Below are 22,300 nucleotides of genomic sequence, written 5' to 3' on the forward strand. Positions count from 1 at the left end.
GCCATCCGATTGGTCGCCGGTGGGTTTGGATGCGGATCCGACGCCGGGTGATCCGGTGCTGGTGCTCTCTGGTGGGCAGGAGTATCAGGAGGTCGCCCGCTCGATCGACAACGCCGCCTCCGCCATGTCCCGGCTGGACGTCGAGGGGACGATCTCGCAGGCCGTGGACTCTCTGATGAGTGCCAAGGAAGACACCATCGGCGAGATCCGCAAAGCCCACTCCCGTTACGTCGCCGCGGGTGACGCCCTGGTCGGGTACGCGTCCTCCCTGGAGCGGGTGCAGGCGGAGACGCTGGCTGCGTTGGACCGGGCGCGGGACGCGCAGGACGCCGCACAGGCCGCTGCGGGGTCCAAGGACCGGTGGCAGGACCTCGCCGACAGCGCGAAGGACGAGACCGAGAAGGCCGAGTACGAGCAGAAGGCCCAGCAGGCGAGCGGTGACGCCGACCAGGCCGCGGGGGTGCTCGCTTCGGCGAAGTCCACCGTGGAGACCGCGGTCTCGGACCGGGACCGCGCGGCGGGGCATGCGGTCGATCAGATCGAGGAGATCACTTCTTCGGATGATCTGAATGATGGGTGGTGGGACAACTGGGGTTCCAAGCTCGTCGCGGCGATCGCTGATATCGCGGACATGATCTCCACGATCGCGGGGATCCTCGCGATCATCGTCGCGTTCATCCCCGTCGTCGGTACCGCCCTGGCGGGGGTTCTCATAGTGATAGCCGCGATCGCGGCGATAGTGTCCGCGGTCGCGAACATTACGCTCGCCGCGACGGGTGAAAGATCCTGGGCGGAGGCGGGGCTGGCGATCGCGGGTGCGGCATTGTCTCTGATCGGCCTGGGTGCCGCTGCCAAGGCCGCGACCGGGCTAGCCAAGGGCATCAGCAAGACCGCGGTCAAGCAGGGGCTGAAGTCGGGCAAGAACTGCAGGCTCGGGTTCAGCACCTGCTTCGTGGCCGGGACGCCCGTGCTGACCGCGGACGGCACCAAGCCGATCGAGGACATCGTCGTCGGGGACAAGGTCTGGACCCGCAACCTCGCAACAGGCCTCGATGAACTGCAGCTGGTCGCCGAGACGTTCGTGCACCAGACCGTCACCCTGCACCACCTGACCATCAACGGCGCGACCGTCTCCACCACGGCCGAGCACCCGTTCATGGTCGAGGGCCGCGGCTGGCAGATGGCAGGCAACCTGCGCCCCGGTGACGTGCTGATCACCCCCGACGGCACCACCATCCTGGAGTCTGTCGAGGTCGAGGAACGCGACCTCGCCGACATCGAGAACGTCTACAACTTCCACGTCGAGAACAACCACAACTACTACGTCCACGCTGGCACCACACCGGTCCTGGCCCACAACGCGCACGCACCCAAGCCGCCGGATCTGGTCACGGCGAGGAGCGGGGAGGTCATCGACCGGGCGAAGATCAGTACGAGGATCAGCACGCAGAAGCAGGCGAGACACGTCGAAGGCCCGGGCTACCGCCATGGTGGATATTTCAAGGCCGAGAACGTCGGGGATGCGCAGAAGGTTCTCGACGAATTCCACGATGGAACGGCCACGGTGATCGGGCTCAAGGGCACCGGACCGGATGCGTTCATCGGCGTGGAGTCGCCGAATGTCACGGCTTTCAACCACAACCCGAGAGCCGGCTTCCCGGACCAGCCGACCAACACCTTCTTCATCAAGGGAAGCGCCAGCCCAAGCGTCGTTCCTACAACCCCAGGATGGACCCCATGACACTGCCGACACCAGAAGATCTGGGCAACGCCCCCGTGTGGGAGAACTACATCATCGCTCAGACGACCCAGGCATCCCTCGGGCTCGTCCCGCGGGGCGCTCTGGCACTCGGGGTCGCCGTCGACGGCCTCAACGTGACCCTCACGTGCCAGCTGCGGGAGATTGGCGATGCGGACACGGAGGATCTCGAGGAAATCGCCCAAGAACTCTCCATGCTGCTGGGGGAGCACGTCTCCGTCACGATCGCACAAGAGGTGCACGACAGACCCACCATCACCCCTCACGACGCAGTGGCCTGGACGTTCGTCGCGCGTTCAGAAGAAGCCTCCTCGTGATACGTGCACCACGTCCGTCCCGGAACAGCCCCCGTCAGGACCGGAACGAAGGAGACCCTCAGGTATGAACGACGAATCGTCCCCCGTGGCACCTCTCGGATCCGACAGTGAGAGCCCCGGCCCGACCGTCGATCCCCAGACCGACATCGGCTCTCCCGCCCTTGCCCTGGCCCTTGCGACGGGTGACCGAGCCGCCGTGGGCGAGGCGCTGCAGGACGACGCCGTCGTCGTGCCGATCCTCGACCGCGGGGACGGCACACCCCAGATCCAGGTGTTCCCCACACCGGAGGGCTCCGTCAAGCCCTACCAGCTGCACCTGTTCTCCTCGACCCAGACTCTTGGCGAGTTCCTGGGAGACGCGCCGGACCGGGCCTTCAGCCTGCGCAGGCGCGATTCGCTGGCTCCGTTCATCAAGAGGCACGGCGACGCGCTCCAGCAAGTGGTCATCGACCCCGCCGGGCCCAGCCCGATGACGTTGGGGGTCGCCGAGACCCTTGCCCTCCTCGACCCCGAGCCCCCCGCCGACGACCCCACCGGCCTGTTCGACGAGACCGGCGCCGGGATCAGCGGCGAGGCCCTGCACGCCCTCGGCACGGTCGAGGACCCCGGCGGGTTCCGCGGTATCGGCATCGAGATGAACCTGCCCGACCACTGGGCCATCATCGAGCTCGACGAGCCCGAGCAGCGTGAGCGCCAGATCCGCGAGATCGTCAAGCAGCAGACGGCGAAGCTGGGCGACCGTTCCGCTCCCCTGCGCCGTGACCTGCGCGAGAAGATGATCGAGGTGGCCGACAAGGCCGATGCCGCGGGCGGCAAGGCCATGGCCTACCTCCTCTTGCCCGGCCAGGAGGCCACGCTCGCGCTGAACGTGACCCTGTACTGGCACGACCTGGGCCCCGAGGCGGGCAGCGCCAGCCACCTCCAGCGCATCCAGGACCGGCTCGGCGCCAACCCCGGCCCGGACGACGCCCTGACGCGCACCGAGACGCTGTCGGGGCCGTTCCTGCGGCACATCCGGCTCACGCACGGCTCCGAGGAGGTCGGTGGTCAGGACGTGCCCCTGCTCCTGATCGACTACTGGGCCGAGGCGCCGGGCAAGCAGTCCGTCGCACGACTGGCGTTCTCGACGCCGCACGTCGGGATCCGCGACGAGATGCTCCGGCTGACCGACAAGATCCTGTTCTCCACCGAGTGGATCCTCGGCCGGCCGAGCGAGGACGCGCCCACGGACGCCGCGCCGGAGGCCGGTCCCGCCGAGCCGGGCCCTGCCGCTCCCGCGCCGGCGACGCCGAGCCCCGCCGGCGTCTGACCCGGGAGGAGCCCCGGTACGCACACCCGGGGCCCCTCCCCTGGCGTAGCCTCTGCGCATGGCCAGGACGATCGCTACCAACACGACAGTGACCCGCGACGAGCTGCTGGAGTTCCTCCGCTCGCGCCGCAACGGGATCCTCGTAACCGGCCGGGCCGACGGCGCCCCGCAGCTCAGCCCCGTCACGTACGGCGTGGACCCGCAGGGGCGCGTCGTCGTCTCGACGTATCCGGAGCGCGCCAAGGTGCGCAACCTGAAGAAGCGGCCCGCCGCGTCGTTCATGGCGCTCGGTGAGGGCTTCGACGAGGCCTGGGTGCAGGTGGACGGCACCGCCGAGGTGCTGGACGTCCCCGAGTCCGTCGAACCGCTCGTGGACTACTTCCGTGCCGCGGCGGGCAAGGAGCACCCGGACTGGGACGAGTACCGCGCCGCCATGGTCGAGCAGGGCAAGTCGCTCGTGCGGATCACCATCGAGCGCTGGGGCCCGATCGCGACGGGCGGGTTCCCCGCGCGGCTCGCGGAGTGACGACGTCGCCTGAGCCGGCCCCGCGGTCTGAGAACATGTGCCGGTGCGAGAGATCAGGCAGAGCCGCAAGCTGAAGTCCGTCCGCTACGACGTCCGGGGTCCCATCCTCGAGGAGGCGTACCGGCTGGAGGCAGAGGGTCACAAGATCCTCAAGCTGAACATCGGCAACCCCGCGCCGTTCGGGTTCGAGGCGCCCGAGGCGATCCTCGCGGACATGATCCACCACCTGCCCGAGGCGCAGGGCTACAGCGACAGCCGTGGGATCTACTCGGCTCGTACGGCTGTGGCGCACTACTACCAGTCGCACGGCCTCGACGCCCATGTCGACGACGTCTACGTCGGCAACGGCGTGTCCGAGATGATCAGCCTGGTGCTGCAGGCCCTGATCGACGACGGCGACGAGGTGCTGGTCCCCGCGCCGGACTACCCGCTGTGGACCGGGGCCGTGAGCCTGCAGGGCGGCACGCCCGTGCACTACCTGTGCGACGAGGACAACGGCTGGAACCCGGACCTGGAGAACATCGAGTCGCTGATCACCCCCGCCACCAGGGCGCTCGTGGTCATCAACCCGAACAACCCGACCGGCGCCGTGTACAGCGAGTCGACGGTCAAGGGCCTGGCGGAGCTGGCGCGCAAGCACGACCTGGTGCTGCTGAGCGACGAGATCTACGAGAAGATCCTGTTCGACGGCGCCACCCATCACCACACCGCCACCTACGCCGGCGACGACGTCCTGTGCATCACGTTCAGCGGCCTGTCCAAGGCGTACCGGATCTGCGGCTACCGCTCGGGCTGGGCCATGATCTCGGGCCCCAGGCACCGCGCCGCGGACTTCATCGAGGGTCTCACCCTCGTGGCGAACATGCGCATGTGCGCCAACGTGCCGGCGCAGCACGCCATCCAGACGGCGCTGGGCGGCTACCAGTCGATCGACCAGCTCATCGTGCCCGGCGGCCGGTTCTACGAGCAGTCCATGCTCGCCGACAAGCTGCTCAACGAGATCCCCGGCGTCACGTCCGTGCGGCCGCGCGGAGCGCTGTACTGCTTCCCGCGTCTGGACCCCGAGGTGTACCGGATCAAGGACGACGAGGCGTTCGTGATCGGCCTGCTGCGCGACAAGAAGATCCTGGTCACGCACGGCTCCGGGTTCAACTGGCCGCAGCCGGACCACTTCCGCCTGGTCACGCTGCCCGACGTCGACGTGCTCACCGAGGCGATCGGCCGGATCGCCGAGCACCTGGAGACTCTGCGCGCCTGACTCGCTCCCGCTGGTCGAGCCCGTCGAGACCCGGACCCTGACAGGCTCGACCAGCGAACGTGAGTCAGCGTCCGGAGCCGAGCACAGGCGTCGTACCCGGGAGCACCGGCACCCGAGGCGTGGGCAGGGTCGGCCGCGCGTCGTCCCGCAGCGTGCCCGGTGCGAAGGGCACCAGGTCCTGCCGGCACACCGCGCCGTCGTCGGCCTCGAGAGTGACGAGGTACCGCCCGATCGCTGCGTCGGCGCACTCGCTCACGCCTACCGTCGTGTGGCCCCAGCCCTCCACGGTGAGCATCCGCGCGTCCGGCCACAGGGCCGCGTAGGGCGCCGTGAAGCCATAGTGCGTGGCGGGATCGAACCGGGTGCCGATCACGAGCACGGGCCGCTGCGTGGTCTGCTCCCAGGGGCCGTCGTACGCGTCCTCGTCCTGGACGGGGACGAACTCGCAGTGGACGCCCACCCAGCCGCGGAACAGCCCGAAGTGCGGGTACTGCTCGTCGAGCTCAGCGACCTTGCGCGGGTAGGACCAGGGCGAGCCCGAGAAGTCGGCGTCCACGCACAGGCTCGCGAGGCCGCCGCCCACGGACTCGTAGTCCTCCGTGATACCGAGGCGGCGCAGCAGCTCGCTGATGGACGGGCCGCCGTCCAACGCCCTCGCCGCCGACGGCGGGACGACGTCCGCCAGGACCGCGAGCTCGGCGAGGAGTGCCGCCAGGTCCGGCCAGCCCGCCGCGCCGTACATCGAGAAGAAGACCTGCTGGACCACGTAGGCGTATCCCAGCTCGACGGTGGTCCCGTCGCCCAGCGGCACCTCGACGGGCCCCTCCTTCACAGCCGCGTAGAGGTCCTCGACCACCTCGGCGGGGTGTCCGAGGGCGTTCAGGGCGCAGCGCTCCCCCGCCTCGGCGCACAGCCGCACGAACTCGCCGTACGTCTCGGTGCCGGCCTCCGCCTGCCGCAGGCGGGTACCGAACAGCTCGCCGTCGGCCGGGCCGGTCCAGGCCCGCGGGTCGACGGTGCCGTCGAGCACCAGGGCACGCACGTTGTCCGGGAACAGCGCCGCGTACGTCGCACCGAGGAGGGTGCCGTACGAGTACCCGACATAGGTGAGCTCGTCGTCGCCCAGCCGCTGCCGCAGCACATCCATGTCGCGGGCCACGTTGGCGGTGGACGCCGTCGCGATGCGGTCGCCACCGAACACCGTGCACGCCGTCCCGAGCGCCGCCGCCTCCCCGAGGAAGCGAGCATTCTCGGTCCTGGTCAGCGGGAGCGCCAGGCTGGACGAGAGGAAGTCCTGCTCGGCCTCCGCCGACGGGAAGCAGGTGGCGGGGTCGGACGTGCCGACCGCACGCGGGTCGAAGCTGACGATGTCGAACCGCTCGCGGACGGACTCGTCGAAGAGGTCCTCGCCGAGCAGGTGCAGTGTCGAGACGCCCGGCCCTCCCGGTCCGCCGAAGTTGACCAGCACGCTGCCGATGCGGTTCTCCTGGTCCAGGGCCCGCAGGCGGGTCACCGCGACGCTGGTGGTCGCTCCCTGCGGCTCGTCGTAGTCGGAGGGCACCTCGACCGTGGCGCAGTCGAAGGCTTCCGCGCCCTCGCAGGAGGACCAGGAGATGTCCTCGGCGGACCCAGGAACGATGGTCTCGGACGGTGTGCTCGCCCCTACCGCCGCGGGTGCTGCGGGTGATGGTGATGCGGCGGTCGCCGACCGGGCGGGCACCGCGCCCACGGCGAGGAGCGAGCCGACGAAGAGCAGGGACAGGGTGGGGGTGAGGGCCGCGCGTGCTCGGCGCGACGCCGTCGAGCGCAAGGTCATGGCGTCGAGTGAAACAGCCCACGCCCGGAGGCACAACGAAAGTTCGGGCGCGCGCCGGCGCGCTTCGTCCAGCGCGCGGGCGGGCCGGGCAGTGGCGTCGGCCGGTCACCGGCTGCTGCCTCAGAACAGGGTCTCGCCTCCGACGTCCGCCACCAACGACGCCGCTCCGGTGCCGTCGGCGCGTACGCCGCCGAAGGCGCCGCGCGGGTAGTCGCCCTCCGCGTGCCGGCCGCCCTCGTGCGCGCCGGCCGCTCGGGCGCGGTGCATGGCGGCACCGCCCAGTCCACGCTCCTCGATGAGCGGCCGCACCCGTTCCCAGAGCCAGTCCCGGTAGCCCTTGTGCGCGTAGGCACCACGCGCATAGACCCTGCCGTAGCCCTCCACCAGGTGCGGATGGTCCCGTTCGAGCCAGCCCAGGTACCACTCGCGGGCCCCGGGACGCAGGTGCAGCGGCAGCACGGTGACGCCGGTCGCACCGGCGTCGGCCACGTCGTCCAGGAGCCGTTCGAGGTGGGCGAGCGAGTCCGTGAGCCACGGCAGGACAGGCGCGACCATGACGCCGCACGGCAGGCCGGCCGCCCTGATCGCGCGGATCAGGTCGAGGCGGGCGCGCGGCGACGGCGTGCCCGGCTCCACGGCATGCTGCAGCGTCTTGCCGGCGGGCGTGTCGGCGAAGGCGAGGGACACCCCGAGCCCGACGTCCACCTTCTCGGCGGCCCGTTCCAGCAGCGGCAGGTCACGCCGCAGGAGCGTGCCCTTGGTGAGGATCGAGAACGGCGTGCCCGAGTCCGCGAGCGCCGAGATGATGCCGGGCATGAGCTGGTAACGCCCCTCGGCCCGCTGGTACGGGTCGGTGTTGGTGCCGAGCGCGACGGCCTCGTGGGTCCAGGAGGGTTTGGCCAGCTCGGCGCGGAGCACCTGGTCGGCGTTGACCTTGACGACGACCTGGGAGTCGAAGTCGTGCCCGGCGTCGAGGTCGAGATATTCGTGGGTGTTTCGAGCAAAGCAGTAAAAACAGGCATGGGAGCAGCCACGATAGGGATTGACCGTCCACCGGAACGGCATCTGCGACACCGCCGGAACCTTCGACAGCGCGCTCTTGGCCAGCACCTCGTGGAACGTCACGCCCGCGAACTCCGGCGACCTGACGGTCCGCAGCAGGCCGGCGGTGCGCAACCCGGGCAGCTCGAGCCCTGGAAGCGCACCGTCGTCATGATTGATCGCCTGACCTTGCCATCGCATACCTGATTCGAACACTCGTTCGAACCGGCGTCAAGTCACGAGGCCGCCTGCCGGGAGGACCGCCGGTCAGTGCTGAGGCATCACCCGCGGCCGGCGGTCCTTGTCGGACGGCTCCCACGTCGCGGAGGCTCCGAGAGAAGCGGGTCCTCAGGTGCGCAGGTGGGACGCGCCGTTGAGGTCAAGGATCGCTCCTGATGCCCAGGCGGCCCCCGGTGAGGTGAGGTACAGCACCGCATGCGCGACCTCCTGCGGCGTCCCCACCCGGCCGAACGGGCTTTCCGAACGCACGGAGTCACCCGTAGGGCCCGACAACTTCTCGGCCTGGCGCTCGGAGCTGACGAATCCGGGCGCGACCGACGCCACCGCGATGTCGTGCGGCGCGAGCGCGACCGCCATCGACTGCCCGAAGGCGTGCAGCGCCGCCTTCGCCGCCCCGTACGCGGGGAACTCCGGCTCGCCGCGGAACGCGTCCCGGGAGCCGATGTTCACGATGACCCCCGCTGAGCCCCTGGCGATGATCTGACGTGCCACGAGATACGTCACGTTCGCCGCCGCGATCAGGTCGACGTCGACCATCTCCCGCCAGCTTCGTTGCCAGTCCTCGTAGCTCACGGTCGCGATCGGATGATGGTGACGTGCACTGGGCGCGAGCGCCGCGTTGTTGACCAGGACGTCGATTCCTCCGAGCGCCCGTGCCGCCGCCGTGACGGTGGTCTCGGCACCCTCGGGCCGGCTCAGGTCCCCGCCCACGACCGTGTGCCCCGTACCGGCGAGCAATCCGAGCGTCTGCTCAGCGGACGCGAGATCGGAGCCGTAGTGCACAGCGACCCGATCGCCACGACCAGCAAGAGCCACCGCGATCGCACGCCCGATCCCTCGGGACGCGCCCGTCACCAGAACGTTCGCCATCAGATCACCTTCCGCGATCCACCCAGGACGCCTGGGCGGGTGAACCAATATCAGAACCCACACCCGACAGAAACGCGCCATGAAACGGCAAGGACAGCATCCAGACGTCTCCAGTCCTGTGCATCATCCCGCGCGTCTGGCTCAAACCTGATCGAGATCGTCCACGACAGTGAGCCGGCCACCGTCGCCGGGGTCCGGATCGGGGATCATCGCCGCGGGATCCACCAGATAGACCTCGCTCCCGTCCAAGGTGAGCCGACGCGCCACCTCGAGGAGCATCCGTCGTGAGACGTCGTCGATCGAGGAGACCATCGTGAGGTCGAGCACCACCCGACTCTCCGTGGGCGCGGTGTCCACCACCTCACGGACGATTCGCTCGGCACCGGCAAAACGAATACCACCCTGAAACTGCATGACGCGGATCGCACCCACGGCGCCGTCTCGGACGTGATTGGACCGCACGACCGCACGCGCGGCAGGCGGAACCTCCATGACGTGCAGGCCCATGTCGGAGGAGAAGCGTTCGAACAGAGCGACACCACGGACACTGTTCCCGTGCGGGTCCAGCCGTGGTGAGAAGGTCGCGATGCCGATCTGGCCGGGCAGTGCGCCGATGAGCCCCCCGGCCACACCGCTCTTGGCCGGTATACCGACCTGCGTCGCCCAGTCACCTGCGGCGTCGTACATGCCGCAGGTTGCCATCACACTGAGCACCTGTCGCACCACAGGCGCGGCGACCACCCGGTCACCGGTGAGCGGGTTGACGCCCCGGTTGGCCAACGTCGCAGCCATCACCGCCAGATCTCGGGCGGTGACCAGCACGGAGCACTGCTTGACGTACCCGTCGACCACGGCGCGCGGGTCCTCGGCGAGGATGTCGTAGCTCCGCAGCATGTGAGCGATCGCGAGGTTTCTGTGCGCGTTCTCCATCTCGGAAGCGCACACTGCCGCGTCAACCGTCAATGAACGGCCGGCGAAGGCCGAGAGCCCACGAACCACACGATCCACGCGCTCGTCCGGTGTCAGCCGCCCGGCGCCGACGAGCGAATGGGTCGTGATCGCGCCGGCGTTGATCATCGGGTTGAGAGGACGCCCGGTACCTCTCTCCAGGGAGATCTCGTTGAAGGCTTCCCCGGACGGCTCGACACCGACCTTCGCGAGCACCGGATCGAAACCGGAGTCGGCAATCGCCAAGGCGTAGGCGAACGGCTTGGAGATCGACTGGATCGTGAACTCGGTGTCGACGTCTCCCGCGCCGTACACGCGCCCGTCGACCGTGGCGAAGACCGCACCGCTACGCTCGGGGTCCGCCGCAGCAAGCTCAGGGATATAGCCCGCGAGCTCGCCGGACGTGTCCGACACCACATCCTCGAGCGCACCGTTCAGATAGTCCGGAATCATGGACCGCACGCGTGCTCCTGACGCTCGGACGAAGCTCTCTCGGGTGTGGCTCCGGGACTCCCCCGCCCCACGTGCCCAGGGTAGTGACCTGGCAGGCACGGCAGACTCCTCCTGGACGATCGACCCGCGTGGCGAGGCTCCGTCCGACTACGCATCGCGCTGCTTGAGAAGCGCCGCCGCGGCCGTGAACAGCACCGCCACCCAAGCTACGAGAGTGAGGCCGCCCTGCCACGGTTCGGTGATCCAATCGCTGCCGGCAGACGGCGCCGCCAGGTCCACCCAGCTCTGCTCGGTCGGGTAGCTCAGGAGCACGTCACCCGCGAGCGAGGGCAACAGCATGCCGATGTTCTCCGTCCCGGCCGGCAGGAAGCTCATTGCGAGCGGTGCCACGAGGAGCAGGCCGAGCATCGCGCCGATTCCACCCGCTGTGCTGCGCAGGAGCGCGCCGATCGAGAACGCGACAAGACCGACCAGCACGAGGTATCCCACACCGCCCAACAGCGCGGTCCAGTACTGCGGATCATCGAGGCGGACGGCGACACCGTTGCCCGCAAGCAGGCTGACGGAGACCGGAACCGTGACAGCGAACGCGACGGCGCTCACGACGAAGGTGGCGACGGCGAGGACGAGCGCTTTGGCGAGCAGGACCGGCAGGCGCCTCGGCACGGCGGTGACGGTCGATTGGATCATGCCTGTGCCGTACTCTCCGGCGATCACGATCACACCGAGAACGCCCACGATCAGCGCACCGAAATCGGTGCTGATCGTGACGGCATACACAGCCAGGTCCTGGATCGCGTCCTGGGTAGGCACGCCCGTCATACCGTCGAAGCTGAGCGACGACGACACCTCCGCCCCGATCCCGACGGAGACCGCCAGCAGAACTGCATAAGCCCACCAGGTGGAGCGCACGCTGCGGAACTTGACCCACTCCGAGCGGACGACGCCGCCGAAGTCGAGATCGCCCTCGGCGGGGATGAAGACGGTCGGTGCATCGGTGGTGCTCATCGGTTCACCTCGGGAGATGTCTGCGTGGTGCGGTACTCGACGTCGTCTCGCGTCAAGGCCATGTAGGCCTCTTCGAGTGAGCGCGTCACCGGGGTGAGCTCGTAGACAACGACCCCCGCGCCGGCGGCGACCTCGGCGATACGCGACGTACCGAGGTTCGTCACCGAGACCAGGTCGACCTCCAGGTGCGATACGGTCGCGCCTTCTGCTTCGAGCAGACGGGTGAGGAGCTCGACCTGCGGAGTACGCACCTGCACCGAGTCTCCTTCGGCACCCGAGAGGATCTCGCTCACGGGGGCGTCGGCGACGATCCGCCCTCGGCCGAGGATGATGACGTGATCAGCTGTCTGCGCCATCTCACTCATCAAGTGGGAGGAGAGGAAGACAGTCCGTCCCTCTGCGGCAAGGCTCCGCGCGAACCGACGCAGCCATACCACGCCCTCGGGGTCGAGCCCGTTGACCGGCTCGTCAAGGATCAGTGTGGCGGGATCGCCGAGCAGTGCCACGGCAAGACCGAGCCGCTGGCCCATCCCGAGCGAGAAGCCGCCCACGCGCTTGCGGGCCACCGACTCGAGCCCCGTCAGCTCGATCACCTCGTCGACGCGCTGGGCGCCAATGCGATGTGTAGCCGCCATGGCGAGGAGATGGTTACGCGCACTGCGCCCCGGATGAACCGCTTTGGCGTCGAGCAGAGCACCTACCTGGCGCAACGGGGCGTGATGCCGGGCGTAAGCCTTGCCGTTGACCCGGACCAATCCGCTCGACGGGCGATCGAGGCCGAGGATCATCCGCATCGTGGTCGACTTGCCGGCGCCGTTCGGACCAAGAAAACCAGTCACCCGGCCGGGGCGAACGGTGAAGTCGATGCTGTCGACAGCAGTCTTGGTGCCATAGCGCTTCGTGAGCGACTGGGCCTCGATCACGAATGAACTCCATCTGTTCTCAACTGAATGCCTTCCTGCGTCATTCGGTGTCGTGAGACTAGGTCCGATGAACCGTCACGTCCGATGTCTGCAGTCAGTCGACACCGTGTTGCCGGGACACAGTCAAGGAAGTGACGGCCCCCAGCTCTTCGCACCTCCTACCGGGTGAGCACACCGTGCACCGCGTCGACCACGGTCTGGAAGACCGGGTCGGGTGCTGTCTCGGCTGTGTGGCGAACGGCGCCGCTCCACGCGGTCAGCAGGTCCTCGCCGGCCGAGGCCCTGCCCTTCAGCTCACCAGCGAAGACGTGTATTGCGCGCCCCGTCGCGGTGTCATCACGTCCCGCTGCCACACCCGCCGCCTCGACAGCCCGCACGACGAGATCCTGGTCCGCGTCGACGTTGTCGTCGCAGGTCTCGCTGAATGCCTTCAGCCCCGCTTCCCACGACTTGCTCTCGCTCTCGACGGCGTACGGGTACCAGGCCCGGGCCGCGGCGCGCAGCGCTCCACCCGCCCCTGCCCCGATCTCGTCGGCGACGCGAGCCGCGTCGGCGGCAGCCCTTGCGCCGGCTCGAAGCGAGAGGAACGTCGCGTCGTCCGGTGCGTCGGTGCGCTCTCCCGCCGCGGCGATTGCTTCGTACGCAGCGCGCACGCAGCCCGCCTCGAGCAGCGGCGGGCCGGGCACCTCGGCAGCCCGTGCCATGTCGGCTCCGAGGGCATCGTGACCGAGGGCGTCCGGGTCGATTCCGCGCGACAGCTTGTGGGCGAGCGCCCGCGCCGTACCTGGTTCAGTGCTCATGTCGCCTCCTGCAGTGTGGTGACGCGACCGTATGCGACCCGCGCCGCTGCACGGTTACCACGCGTTGTCCGGACGATGAACGAGAGCTGGCTCAGTTGGGGTGGCTCGGCGTGCTGCCACTCGTCCGAGCCGTTGGGGGAACGCTCCACGACGTCCCACTCCTGTCACCCGACGGACCGCGCAGCCAGTGGTGGCGTTCGGCACACCGTCGTGCGGTGTCCAGGACGCTTGCTATAGCGGGCGAGGGATCGTTGATCGGCCGCAGGATCGACAGCTCTGCCGGGATCTGCGGGTCGATGACGTCGCGAACGGTGAGAGCAGTACCGAGATTCGCGGCGTGGTCGGCGAACGATGCGGGGGCCAGTCCGACCTCGCGCCCGCTGGAGAGGCGCGCGAGCATGGCGTTCACCGGTGGATCCTCGAACGCGCAGATCTCCGGCGTGAAGCCCGCCTCGTGGCATGCGGCGACGATACCGTCGTAGTAAGCGGGTGCGAGTCGGCGTGGGAACAGCAGCAGCGTCTCGTCACGCAGGTCAGCCAGCGGAGTCTTCGGCGCCGCGGCAAGGCGGTGCCGCGTGCTCAGGAGGGCGGAGACGACCTCCCGGCGCAAGGCCTCACCGGCGACCCCGGTGCAGGGCTGCGGTGAGAGGGCGAGGCCGACGTCGAGGTCGCCGGCGCGGAGCCGCCCGGGGATCTCGGCGCTGAAGATCTCTCGGGCGTCGATCGTGAAGTCGGGGTGCGCCTCCTGAAGTGCGTCCAGGAGCACGGCGATGGTGCCGAAGTTGGCGACCGGGGTATAGCCCAACCGGATCGTCGTAGCGACCCCTGACCCGGCCAGCCGGGTGAGCTGCACGGCTTGCTCCAGCGAAGTCAGCGCTTTCGGCGCCTCCTGAACCAGTGTTCGCCCCGCGGCGGTCAGATGCACCCGACGACTCGAACGGACGAACAGCGGCGTGCCGAGAGTCTCCTCGAGCTTGCGAATCTGATGGCTCAAAGACGGCTGAGAGATATAGAGGCGCATGGCTGCGCGGCCGAAGTGGAGTTCTTCGGCCACGGCCAGGAAGTAGCGCAGGAGGCGGGGGCTGATATCGATAGACAAACTCTATCGTCCGACGTCAGCACAAGTCTTGGACGCTCGCCGGACGCCCGCCATAGCGTCATGTCACGCCACGGGGACAGGCTCCGGCCTACCCGGCCGGGACGCGTGGAGGCAGCTCTCTGAGCCCGGCACTCCCCTCGGTGTCCAACCCCTCACCCAGAAGGAAGAACATGACGCGTACCGCAAAGGTCGGACTCGACGCACTGCTCACTCCCGAGGAGAGCGTGCTGGTGCTCATCGACCACCAGCCCTTCCAGGTGGCCAATCTCCACAGCCACGAACCGACCCTCGTCGTCAACAACACCGTCGGCCTCGCCAAGTTCGCGAAGGTCTTCGACGTGCCGACCATCCTGACCACAGTGATCGAGGAACGCGGCGGCCACCTCATCCAAGCGATCCAGGACGTCTTCCCGGACCAGACGCCGATCAACCGCACGTCGATCAACACCTGGGAAGACCCGCGCGTCGTCGACGCCGTGAAGAAGACCGGACGCAAGAAGCTGATCATCGCCGGGCTATGGACCGAGATCTGTGTCGCGATGCCCGCCATCCACGCGCTCGACGACGGGTACGACGTCTTCGTCGTCACCGACGCCAGCGGCGGGGTGAGCGCCGAGGCGCACGACATGGCGGTACGCCGCATGGAACGAGCCGGCGTGGTCCCGGTCACCTGGCTCGTCGTGTCCAGCGAATGGCAGCGCGACTGGGCTCGCGAGGAGACGGCCAACCAGCTCGGACCGATCCTCTTCGAGCACGGTGGTGCCACCGGCGTCGCACTCGCCTGGGAGCTGCAGCTGCTGGCCACCCCCACCATCGACAGCGCGGGTGCGTAGCGCAGACCGCTGCGTAGCAGGAGGCGGGCCTGGCAACCGTGGCGTGACCCAGGCCGGCCTCCGTGTGTCCCGTCGAAGCAGAGATCGCGTGCACCGAACGAGTTGACCCGGTTCCAAGGACACGGTCTCTACTGGAAACCAGCCGAGACAGCTCGACATCTGCAGCCTACAACCACAAGGAATCCTGCCATGAACCCCCTTGAGCAACTCGTCAATGGCTTCCAAGAACTCGTGGGACAGCTTCCCGAGATCCTTCAACCTGTCGTCGTGCTGCTCGCCGGGGCGATTCCGTTCATCGAGGGCGAGGTGGCAGGGATGATCGGCGTCGTCGGCGGCCTCAACCCCTTCGTGGCAGGCATCGCCGCAGCGTCAGGAAACTTTCTCTGCGTTCTCCTCGTCGTGCTCCTCACCTCGAGGGCTCGCGCCGCCGTCGTGAGCCGCCGCACCGCCGGTGTCGGAGCGGACGTGGGGGCTGCGGGAGTTTCCGAGTCCTCGGCGGACCTCGCTCAGGCAACGCCTGCCAAGCCCGAGTCGAAGGGCCGCCGACGCTTCAAGAAGTGGTTGGTCCGTTTCGGAGTTCCTGGCGCGAGCATCCTCGGCCCGCTCGCCATCCCGACCCAGTTCACGTCCGCGATGCTCGTCGCCGGAGGGACCCCGCGAGCGTGGGTACTGCTCTGGCAGGCCATAGCGATCGTTCTCTGGACGGCCGTGGCGACCACGTCCTCCTGGCTCGCGCTGCAGCTCGTCGTCCCCGTCTGAACCGCTGAAGCTCTGCCTGGTCACGCATCCCACGTCCGCCGCTGGACATCTTGGAGGAACTTCCCTTGCGCACGAGAGCAATCGTCGCCGCGGCACTCGCCGTGGCGGTCACGACGGGCGCTGGAGCGCTGACCGGCACGCCGGCCGCACCCGACGGCCAGGGCGGCGCGGTTGGCCGCCTCGCGCCGGCGTCCCCCACCGGCGACCCGGTCACGGTCACCCTGTTGACCGGCGACCGGGTCACGGTGACGCCCATGACCGACGGGCACCGATCCACCACGATCCACCCGGCCGAGGGACGTCAGGGGATCGCATTCCTCCAGCAGACCGATGGTGACCGCTTGCTCGTGATCCCGTCCGACATCGCCCCGCTGGTGGGTGAGAGCCTGGACGAGGCCCTGTTCGACGTCGCCGGGCTGGCTGCGGCCGGCGAGGACCGTGACACGGTGCCGGTGATCGTGCAGCAAGGTGGCGGGTCCCCGGCCCTGGCGGCAGCCACCGCATGGCAGGCAGCCGGTCTGACGCCGGAGCGTCGGCTGGAGTCCGTCGGTGCCGTCGCCGACGACGTCGGTGCCACCCAGGGCGCGAGACTGCTCGGCACACTGCGCGCCCAGGACGGGAACGAGGGCGCGAGGACCGCGGACACTCCCGTGATCGGCCGAGTGTGGCTGGACGCCCCGGCCGAGGCACTCGACGCGGACTCCGCGCCACAGATCGGTGCGCCGCAGGCGTGGGAGTCCGGCGCCACGGGCAAGGGCGTGCAGATCGCGATCCTGGACACCGGCATCGACCCGACGCATCCCGACCTGGACGAGAACGTCGTGGCCACCAAGGACTTCTCCGGCACGGGCTCCGTCGTCGACGGCAACGGCCACGGTACGCACGTGGCATCGATCGCAGCCGGCTCCGGCGACGCGTCCGAGGGCGAGAACCGCGGCATGGCGCCCGACGCCGACCTCATGGTCGGCAAGGTGCTCGACGACCAGGGCGTCTCCACGATGTCGGTGGTCATCGAGGGCATGGAGTGGGCGGCCGCGCACGGAGCGGACGTGGTGAACCTGTCGCTCGGCTTCATGAACTCCTCGGACGGCACCGACCCGGCATCGGTCGCCGTGGACGTCCTGACGAAGCAGCACGGCACGCTGTTCGTGGTCGCGGCGGGGAACTCCGGCGATCACGAGACCATCAGCTCGCCGGGCACGGCGTCGTCCGCACTGACCGTGGGCGCCGTGGACGACGCGGACCAGGTGACAGCCTTCTCCAGCAGGGGGCCCCGTGCCGACGGGGCGATCAAGCCCGACATCGCGGCACCGGGCGACGACATAGTCGCAGCCCGCGCGGACGGGACGACGCTCGGCACGGTGGTCGACGCACACCACGTCGCGGTGGGCGGTACGTCGATGGCGGCGCCGCACGTCGCGGGTGCCGCGGCCGCGCTGCTGCAGGCGCGGCCCGAGCTGACGCCGGCTCAGGCCAGGTCAGCGCTCATGGGGTCGGCGGACGCCACCGGCGGCACCGCGTGGGAAGAGGGCGCCGGGCGTGTCTTCCTACCCACGGCGCTGGATCAGCAGGTACTGGCGAACCCGGCGTCGCTGTCGTTCGGGGAGTTCGAACCGCCCTACACCGGATCGGTGTCGAACACCGTCACCTACCGCAATACCGGCACCAAGAAGGTCGTCCTCAGGCTGGCACACTCGGCGACAGGGCCCGGCGGCGATCCGGTCGAGGCCGTCTCGCTCTCGAAGGACCGGGTGGTCGTTCCCGCGAACGGGACCGCGTCCGTGAAGGTCTCCGCGGCCAAGGCGGCGGGCACGATCGGCCGGTACAGCGGTGCGGTCGTCGCGACCGGAGCCGACGGCACGTCCGTGCGGACACCGTTCGGCTGGGACAAGCAGCCCGAGCTGTTCGACCTGACGGTCAAGCAGACCGGGCGGGACGGCGAGCCGTTCGACGAGACGGCCTCCCTGGGCATCGTCGACTCGGCCCGGCACGCGAAGTTCCAGCAGTCGTCGGCCGTCGAGGGGGCGGACGCGGCCGAGCAGACGTTCGAGGTCCCGGCCGGCACCTACTTCCTCGGCTCGGTCATGATGCGGCACGCGGACGACCTGACGGTCGACCAGATGGTCCAGACCTACGCGTCACAGGTCGTGGTGAACGGGGACACGACGGTGACGCTGGATGCGCGAGAGGCGTTGCCCGTCTCGTTCGACGTACCGCGCCCGGCCGAGCAAACCGCGCTGGTGCTGGACGGGACGCATGTCGACGAGCAGGGAGGGCGCTTCACCACGGGCATCTCCGTGGACACCGGCGCGGACGCCTACGTCACACCGACCGATCCGGTGACGGTCGGGACGTTCGACCACGTCACCAGCACGCGGCTGACCGAGCCCGGCGCGGACGCCGCACCGCCGTCGTACACCTATGACCTCGCCTTCCGGCAGTCACCGGTGGCGACCGGCACCTTCGCTGTCGAGCCCGCTGACCTCGCCACGTTCACCACGACCTACGCCGAGCCGGCGCGTGAGGTGACGGCGTCGCTGTCCTGGTCCGGCAGACCGGACGGCCGCGACACCGGCACGGCGCTCTCGAACCCCGTCACACCGGGGACCCGGACCGAGTACGTGAATGCCGCGGGGGTCAGCTGGCGCAGGAGCATCCTCTACTCCTCCGCCGACGGCATGCCCGTCGGTCAGTTCGGCACAGGAGAGCTGAGCCTCGAACCAGGGTCCAGCACCGCAACGACCGTGGGCAGCGCTCCGCACTCCCCCGCCGGATACCGCGGGCTGGGTGGCGATCAGCTCGACATCCTCACCGACTGGTCGGACTCGACCGGGAACCTCGGGGCCGGCCAGGGACCGGACGACGTGCACCTGGTGGTCCGGCAGGACGGTCAGGTGGTCGCGGACGAGAGGACGGGCTGGGCCACCGTGACCGTGCCGTCGTCGGGGGCCGACTACGAGGTGACGTTCGACGGCACCCGCGGCTCCGACCGGTGGTACACCGGGGCAGTCGTCTCCGGCGAGTGGAGCTTCCGTGCCGAGCCCGGACCGGCGCGGTACACGAGGCACGACCTGCTGGACCTGCGCTACGACGTGGCCGGGATCGGGCCGCAGGGCGACGCTCCGCGCACGACCCAGATCACGGTCCAGGCAGTGGGCGGTGACGGCGCGTCCGTCACCGACCTGTCGTGGTCCGCCGACGGCGGTGCGACGTGGACCAAGGCCACGCTGACCGACGGCGTCACCACCGTGGACGCCCCGGAAGGCGCCTCGACCATCTCCCTGCGCGCCACGGCGTCGAACACCGCGGGCGAGACGGCCTCCGAGACGGTGCAGGACGCCTACCTGCTGCGGCAGGCCTCGTGAACCCGCCTGGCAGCGGGCAGGCTGCGCCGGCGACGACGCGCGACAGGCACACGGCCCAGGACGCTCTGATCGCCTGGCGCGAGGAAGCGGTCGTCCTGCTGAAGTCCTGGCCCTCCGTGTAGTCGCGGAGTGCAGTCGCGGACCTTCGGGCCGCATGGACCGCCGCACGCCCGCCGGTCCGTGCGGTGCTCCTCATGCCCTGCCGGTTCGGCGGGGTGGATTGCGCCGTGGCGTGATGATGACGTCCGGCACCGGCGGCGCGGGCAGGCGGCGGCCGTCGTACCCCTCGACGCTTCCGAAGCGGTCGGAGGCGGACTCCCAGTCCTGGCGGGCTCGCAGGATCTCCTCGTGGTCGCGGACGACGAAGTTCCACCACATGACGATCTCCTCCTCGAACGGCGGGCCGCCGAGCAGGACCGTGCGCGCCGGGCCGTCCGAGCGGTTCGTCACCGTCAGGACGTCGACACCCGGCGCCACGTAGCCCAGCTCCCCCGGCGAGACCGCCGCGCCGTCCAGGTGTACGTCTCCCGCATCGACGAGCAGGCCGTGCTCGAACTCGGGGTCGACGGCCAGCGTCACTGTGGCGTGCGGCTCGAGGTCGAGCTGCGCACCGAGCAAGGGCGTGAATGTCCGGACCGGTGAGACCTCGGCTTTCAGCGCGCCGAGGAAGACCCGCAGCTCGCCCCCGTCGATCCGCACGGGCTCCGGCACGTGGTGCTGGAAATCGCGCCCGGCTTCCCGGTCCGCCTCGGGCAGGGCCACCCACAGCTGGACGCCGTGGAGGACGGTGGTGTCCGCGGTGGACACCTCCGAGTGCGCGATGCCGTGGCCGCCGGTCATCAGATTGAGCTCTCCGGGGCGGATGAGCGAGTGGGTGCCGAGGCTGTCGCGGTGCTCGATCGTGCCGCTGAAGAGCCAGCTCACCGTCTGCAGCCCCGTGTGCGGATGCGGCGGCAGGTCCATGCCGCTCGCCTGGACCTCGACCGGGCCGTAGTGGTCGGCGAAGCACCAGGCGCCGATCAGCGTCCGGGCCCGCTGCGGAATCGTGCGCCGCACCTGCAGTGCCCGCGGTCCGCCCAGTGGCACGTCGCGCGCCGAGAGCACCTCGACCCCCGTAGCGCCTTCGGTCCGTGTACCGCAGCGCACCGCTTCCGAGACCGCTTCTGAGTTGCTCATCTGGTCCACTCCCCGATCGTGTCGCGCACCGCTGCCTGGGTCATCGCTCGAAGCTCGGCAGCCTGGACGTTGGCGCCGAAGGCGGCGGTGCCCGGCTCGAGCCGGGCACCCTCGGCGAGCGGCCCGATGGGCACGGGGTCGAAGCCCAGGGCGTCGACGAGCCCCACGACCTCGGCGACGTCCGCCGCCCGGTCGCCGGCGACCGCGATCGCCTTGCGGCCCGGTGCCCCGGCGGGTCGTGAGCCGTCCTCCAGGTCGTGGTACCCCATGTGGTTGAAGGCCTTGACCACGCGCGCGCCGTCGAGAAACCGCTGCACCTGCTCGCTGGACGAGACACCGGGCTCGAGGACCCGCTCGCGTGGCCCGTCGACCTCCCACCAGTGGTTCATCGTGTCGACGACGAGCTTGCCGCGCAGTTCACCGGCCGGGACGGCGCGGTACTTGCCGAGCGGAAGGGCGAGGATCACGACGTCGGCTTTCTGCGCCGCGTCGACGGCCCGGACGGCGGTGGCACCGGGCGTCAGGACGTCGACGGTGAGGGCGATCTTCGCCGGGTCCCCTGACCCCGCGACGAGGACCCGGTACCCGGCGGCGAGGGCAAGACGGGCCAGGACCGTACCCACCTTGCCGGCGCCGAGAACGCCGATGGTGCGCGCGGTCACCGGGCCACCTCCAGCGTGCTGGTCTCGTCGGCGAGCAGCTCGCGCACCATCGGGATCACCTCGGTGCCGTACAGCTCGACGGCGCGCAGCCGGTCACCGGCCGCGACCGCTCCAGCGGCGGAGTAGATCAGGTCGAAGCGTCCGACGTCGAGCGTGCGGATGGCGCGGGCCATCCTGCGCGCGACGGTCTCGGGCGAGCCGACGTAGAGCGAGCCGTACTCGACGTCGGCCTCGAACTCGTCGCGCCGCAGGGGCGGCCAGCCGCGCAGTGCACCGATGCGGTCGCGTATCTCCTTGTAGCCGGGCCAGAAGAGCCGCTTGGCCTCGTCGTCCGTCCGGGCGACGAAACCGGGCGAGTGCATCCCGACCGGGTAGGCGGTGGTCTCCAGCTGTTCGGTGGCGCGCCGGTACAGGTCGACGTACGGGACGAACCGGTCGGGGGCGCCGCCGATGATCGCGAGCATGAGCCGGAACCCGTGCTGGGCGGTGCGGACGACGGACTGCGGCGACCCGCCGACGCCGACCCAGGTCGTCAGCCGCCCGGACTCCGTCTTGGGGAACACGTCGGCGTCCTTGAGCGCCGCGCGCGTGGTGCCCTTCCACGTGACCGGTCCCTCGTCCAGCAGCCTGTGGAACAGGTCGACCTTCTCGTCGAACAAGATCTCGTAATCGGCCAGGTCGTAGCCGAACAGGGGGAACGACTCGGTGAAAGACCCTCGGCCAAGGATCACCTCGGCGCGCCCGTTCGAGAGCGCGTCGACCGTGGCGAAGCGCTGGAAGACGCGCACCGGGTCGTCGGAGGACAGGACCGTCACGCCCGAGGCGAGGTGGATGCGCTCGGTCCGGGTGGCGATGCCGGCCAGCACCGTCTCGGGGGTGGAGATCGAGTACTCGGGGCGGTGGTGCTCGCCGAGGGCGATGACGTCGACGCCTGCCTGGTCGGCGAGCACCGCCTCCTCCACGACGGCGCGGATCGCCCGGGCATGGGAGACCACGTTGCCCTGATCGTCACGAGGCAGGTCGCCGAAGCTGTCGATGCCGAACTGGATGGTGGCGCTGTCAGTCATGGGTGCGCTCCTTGTGAGATCCCGGGGTCCACCCGGATTGACGTGTCAACCCCTGTAACATGCAGAGTTGA

The 22,300-nt window shown here is 69.6% G+C and carries 19 protein-coding genes; 8 read left to right on the plus strand and 11 right to left on the minus strand.

Annotation, left to right across the window (positions count from 1 at the left end):
- The first annotated feature begins 55 nt into the window (after positions 1–55).
- The 5 genes from ACYVK7_RS09985 (at position 56) to ACYVK7_RS10005 (ending at position 5,169) form a co-directional block, all read left to right on the plus strand.
- The gene (locus ACYVK7_RS09985; RefSeq protein ID WP_460887532.1) at positions 56–1,741 is read left to right on the plus strand and encodes a polymorphic toxin-type HINT domain-containing protein; all 1,686 of its coding nucleotides are present in this window, start codon (positions 56–58) and stop codon (positions 1,739–1,741) included.
- Positions 1,738–2,076, plus strand: coding sequence for a hypothetical protein (locus tag ACYVK7_RS09990; RefSeq protein ID WP_460887533.1), 339 nt, complete (start codon positions 1,738–1,740; stop codon positions 2,074–2,076). Before ACYVK7_RS09985 ends, ACYVK7_RS09990 begins: the two co-directional genes overlap by 4 nt.
- Positions 2,077–2,140: 64 nt before the next feature.
- Entirely contained in the window at positions 2,141–3,385 is a 1,245-nt protein-coding gene (locus ACYVK7_RS09995) for an SseB family protein (RefSeq protein WP_460887534.1), read from the plus strand.
- Between the two features lie 58 nt (positions 3,386–3,443).
- A complete protein-coding gene (locus ACYVK7_RS10000; RefSeq protein ID WP_460887535.1) occupies positions 3,444–3,911 on the plus strand; it encodes a PPOX class F420-dependent oxidoreductase in 468 nt (155 codons plus the stop codon).
- Between the two features lie 43 nt (positions 3,912–3,954).
- A complete protein-coding gene (locus ACYVK7_RS10005; RefSeq protein WP_460887536.1) occupies positions 3,955–5,169 on the plus strand; it encodes a pyridoxal phosphate-dependent aminotransferase in 1,215 nt (404 codons plus the stop codon).
- A gap of 64 nt (positions 5,170–5,233) precedes the next feature.
- On the opposite strand, the gene ACYVK7_RS10010 is transcribed toward ACYVK7_RS10005, so the two are convergent.
- The 8 genes from ACYVK7_RS10010 to ACYVK7_RS10045 all read right to left on the minus strand — a co-directional run bounded on the left by ACYVK7_RS10010 (position 5,234) and on the right by ACYVK7_RS10045 (position 14,367).
- Positions 5,234–6,985: an alpha/beta fold hydrolase gene (locus tag ACYVK7_RS10010; RefSeq protein ID WP_460887537.1), complete on the minus strand. Its 1,752-nt coding sequence runs from the start codon at positions 6,983–6,985 to the stop codon at positions 5,234–5,236.
- 120 nt (positions 6,986–7,105) lie between these two features.
- Positions 7,106–8,227, minus strand: a complete 1,122-nt coding sequence (locus ACYVK7_RS10015; protein ID WP_460887538.1) for an Rv2578c family radical SAM protein — start codon at positions 8,225–8,227, stop codon at positions 7,106–7,108.
- A gap of 147 nt (positions 8,228–8,374) precedes the next feature.
- Complete coding sequence (locus ACYVK7_RS10020) at positions 8,375–9,136, minus strand: SDR family NAD(P)-dependent oxidoreductase (RefSeq protein WP_460887539.1); 762 nt, start codon at positions 9,134–9,136, stop codon at positions 8,375–8,377.
- A gap of 141 nt (positions 9,137–9,277) precedes the next feature.
- Positions 9,278–10,546 (minus strand): glutaminase, encoded by a 1,269-nt coding sequence (locus tag ACYVK7_RS10025; RefSeq protein ID WP_460887540.1) that lies wholly within the window; start codon positions 10,544–10,546, stop codon positions 9,278–9,280.
- A 138-nt stretch (positions 10,547–10,684) separates the two neighbouring features.
- On the minus strand, positions 10,685–11,545 hold the full coding sequence (locus tag ACYVK7_RS10030; RefSeq protein ID WP_460887541.1) for an ABC transporter permease: 861 nt from the start codon (positions 11,543–11,545) through the stop codon (positions 10,685–10,687).
- The gene (locus tag ACYVK7_RS10035; protein WP_460887542.1) at positions 11,542–12,468 is read right to left on the minus strand and encodes an ABC transporter ATP-binding protein; all 927 of its coding nucleotides are present in this window, start codon (positions 12,466–12,468) and stop codon (positions 11,542–11,544) included. The genes ACYVK7_RS10030 and ACYVK7_RS10035 overlap by 4 nt, the downstream gene beginning before the upstream one ends.
- Positions 12,469–12,626: 158 nt before the next feature.
- Entirely contained in the window at positions 12,627–13,268 is a 642-nt protein-coding gene (locus ACYVK7_RS10040) for a hypothetical protein (protein ID WP_460887543.1), read from the minus strand.
- Positions 13,269–13,359: 91 nt separating this feature from the next.
- Positions 13,360–14,367: a LysR substrate-binding domain-containing protein gene (locus ACYVK7_RS10045; protein WP_460887544.1), complete on the minus strand. Its 1,008-nt coding sequence runs from the start codon at positions 14,365–14,367 to the stop codon at positions 13,360–13,362.
- A 170-nt stretch (positions 14,368–14,537) separates the two neighbouring features.
- Between ACYVK7_RS10045 and ACYVK7_RS10050 the strand changes: the two genes are divergently transcribed.
- The 3 genes from ACYVK7_RS10050 to ACYVK7_RS10060 all read left to right on the plus strand — a co-directional run bounded on the left by ACYVK7_RS10050 (position 14,538) and on the right by ACYVK7_RS10060 (position 19,324).
- On the plus strand, positions 14,538–15,200 hold the full coding sequence (locus ACYVK7_RS10050; RefSeq protein ID WP_460887545.1) for a hydrolase: 663 nt from the start codon (positions 14,538–14,540) through the stop codon (positions 15,198–15,200).
- Positions 15,201–15,389: 189 nt separating this feature from the next.
- The gene (locus ACYVK7_RS10055) at positions 15,390–15,959 is read left to right on the plus strand and encodes a small multidrug efflux protein (protein ID WP_460887546.1); all 570 of its coding nucleotides are present in this window, start codon (positions 15,390–15,392) and stop codon (positions 15,957–15,959) included.
- Positions 15,960–16,024: 65 nt separating this feature from the next.
- Complete coding sequence (locus ACYVK7_RS10060) at positions 16,025–19,324, plus strand: S8 family serine peptidase (RefSeq protein WP_460887547.1); 3,300 nt, start codon at positions 16,025–16,027, stop codon at positions 19,322–19,324.
- Between the two features lie 192 nt (positions 19,325–19,516).
- On the opposite strand, the gene ACYVK7_RS10065 is transcribed toward ACYVK7_RS10060, so the two are convergent.
- Genes ACYVK7_RS10065 through ACYVK7_RS10075 form a run of 3 tightly spaced genes read right to left on the minus strand, consistent with a single transcriptional unit; the run spans position 19,517 to position 22,229 of the window.
- A complete protein-coding gene (locus tag ACYVK7_RS10065) occupies positions 19,517–20,500 on the minus strand; it encodes a pirin family protein (protein ID WP_460887548.1) in 984 nt (327 codons plus the stop codon).
- Complete coding sequence (locus tag ACYVK7_RS10070; protein WP_460887549.1) at positions 20,497–21,162, minus strand: NADPH-dependent F420 reductase; 666 nt, start codon at positions 21,160–21,162, stop codon at positions 20,497–20,499. The genes ACYVK7_RS10065 and ACYVK7_RS10070 overlap by 4 nt, the downstream gene beginning before the upstream one ends.
- Complete coding sequence (locus tag ACYVK7_RS10075) at positions 21,159–22,229, minus strand: LLM class flavin-dependent oxidoreductase (protein WP_460887550.1); 1,071 nt, start codon at positions 22,227–22,229, stop codon at positions 21,159–21,161. Before ACYVK7_RS10075 ends, ACYVK7_RS10070 begins: the two co-directional genes overlap by 4 nt.
- Between the last annotated feature and the right edge of the window lie 71 nt (positions 22,230–22,300).

It is taken from the genome of Promicromonospora xylanilytica, from assembly GCF_054782895.1.

Coding starts and splice junctions, on each gene's coding strand:
- ACYVK7_RS09990 (WP_460887533.1), top strand. CDS start 1,738: ATGACACTGCCGACACCAGAAGATCTGGGCAACGCCCCCGTGTGGGAG.
- ACYVK7_RS09995 (WP_460887534.1), top strand. CDS start 2,141: ATGAACGACGAATCGTCCCCCGTGGCACCTCTCGGATCCGACAGTGAG.
- ACYVK7_RS10000 (WP_460887535.1), top strand. CDS start 3,444: ATGGCCAGGACGATCGCTACCAACACGACAGTGACCCGCGACGAGCTG.
- ACYVK7_RS10010 (WP_460887537.1), bottom strand. CDS start 6,985: ATGACCTTGCGCTCGACGGCGTCGCGCCGAGCACGCGCGGCCCTCACC.
- ACYVK7_RS10015 (WP_460887538.1), bottom strand. CDS start 8,227: ATGCGATGGCAAGGTCAGGCGATCAATCATGACGACGGTGCGCTTCCA.
- ACYVK7_RS10020 (WP_460887539.1), bottom strand. CDS start 9,136: ATGGCGAACGTTCTGGTGACGGGCGCGTCCCGAGGGATCGGGCGTGCG.
- ACYVK7_RS10030 (WP_460887541.1), bottom strand. CDS start 11,545: ATGAGCACCACCGATGCACCGACCGTCTTCATCCCCGCCGAGGGCGAT.
- ACYVK7_RS10040 (WP_460887543.1), bottom strand. CDS start 13,268: ATGAGCACTGAACCAGGTACGGCGCGGGCGCTCGCCCACAAGCTGTCG.
- ACYVK7_RS10050 (WP_460887545.1), top strand. CDS start 14,538: ATGACGCGTACCGCAAAGGTCGGACTCGACGCACTGCTCACTCCCGAG.
- ACYVK7_RS10055 (WP_460887546.1), top strand. CDS start 15,390: ATGAACCCCCTTGAGCAACTCGTCAATGGCTTCCAAGAACTCGTGGGA.
- ACYVK7_RS10065 (WP_460887548.1), bottom strand. CDS start 20,500: ATGAGCAACTCAGAAGCGGTCTCGGAAGCGGTGCGCTGCGGTACACGG.
- ACYVK7_RS10075 (WP_460887550.1), bottom strand. CDS start 22,229: ATGACTGACAGCGCCACCATCCAGTTCGGCATCGACAGCTTCGGCGAC.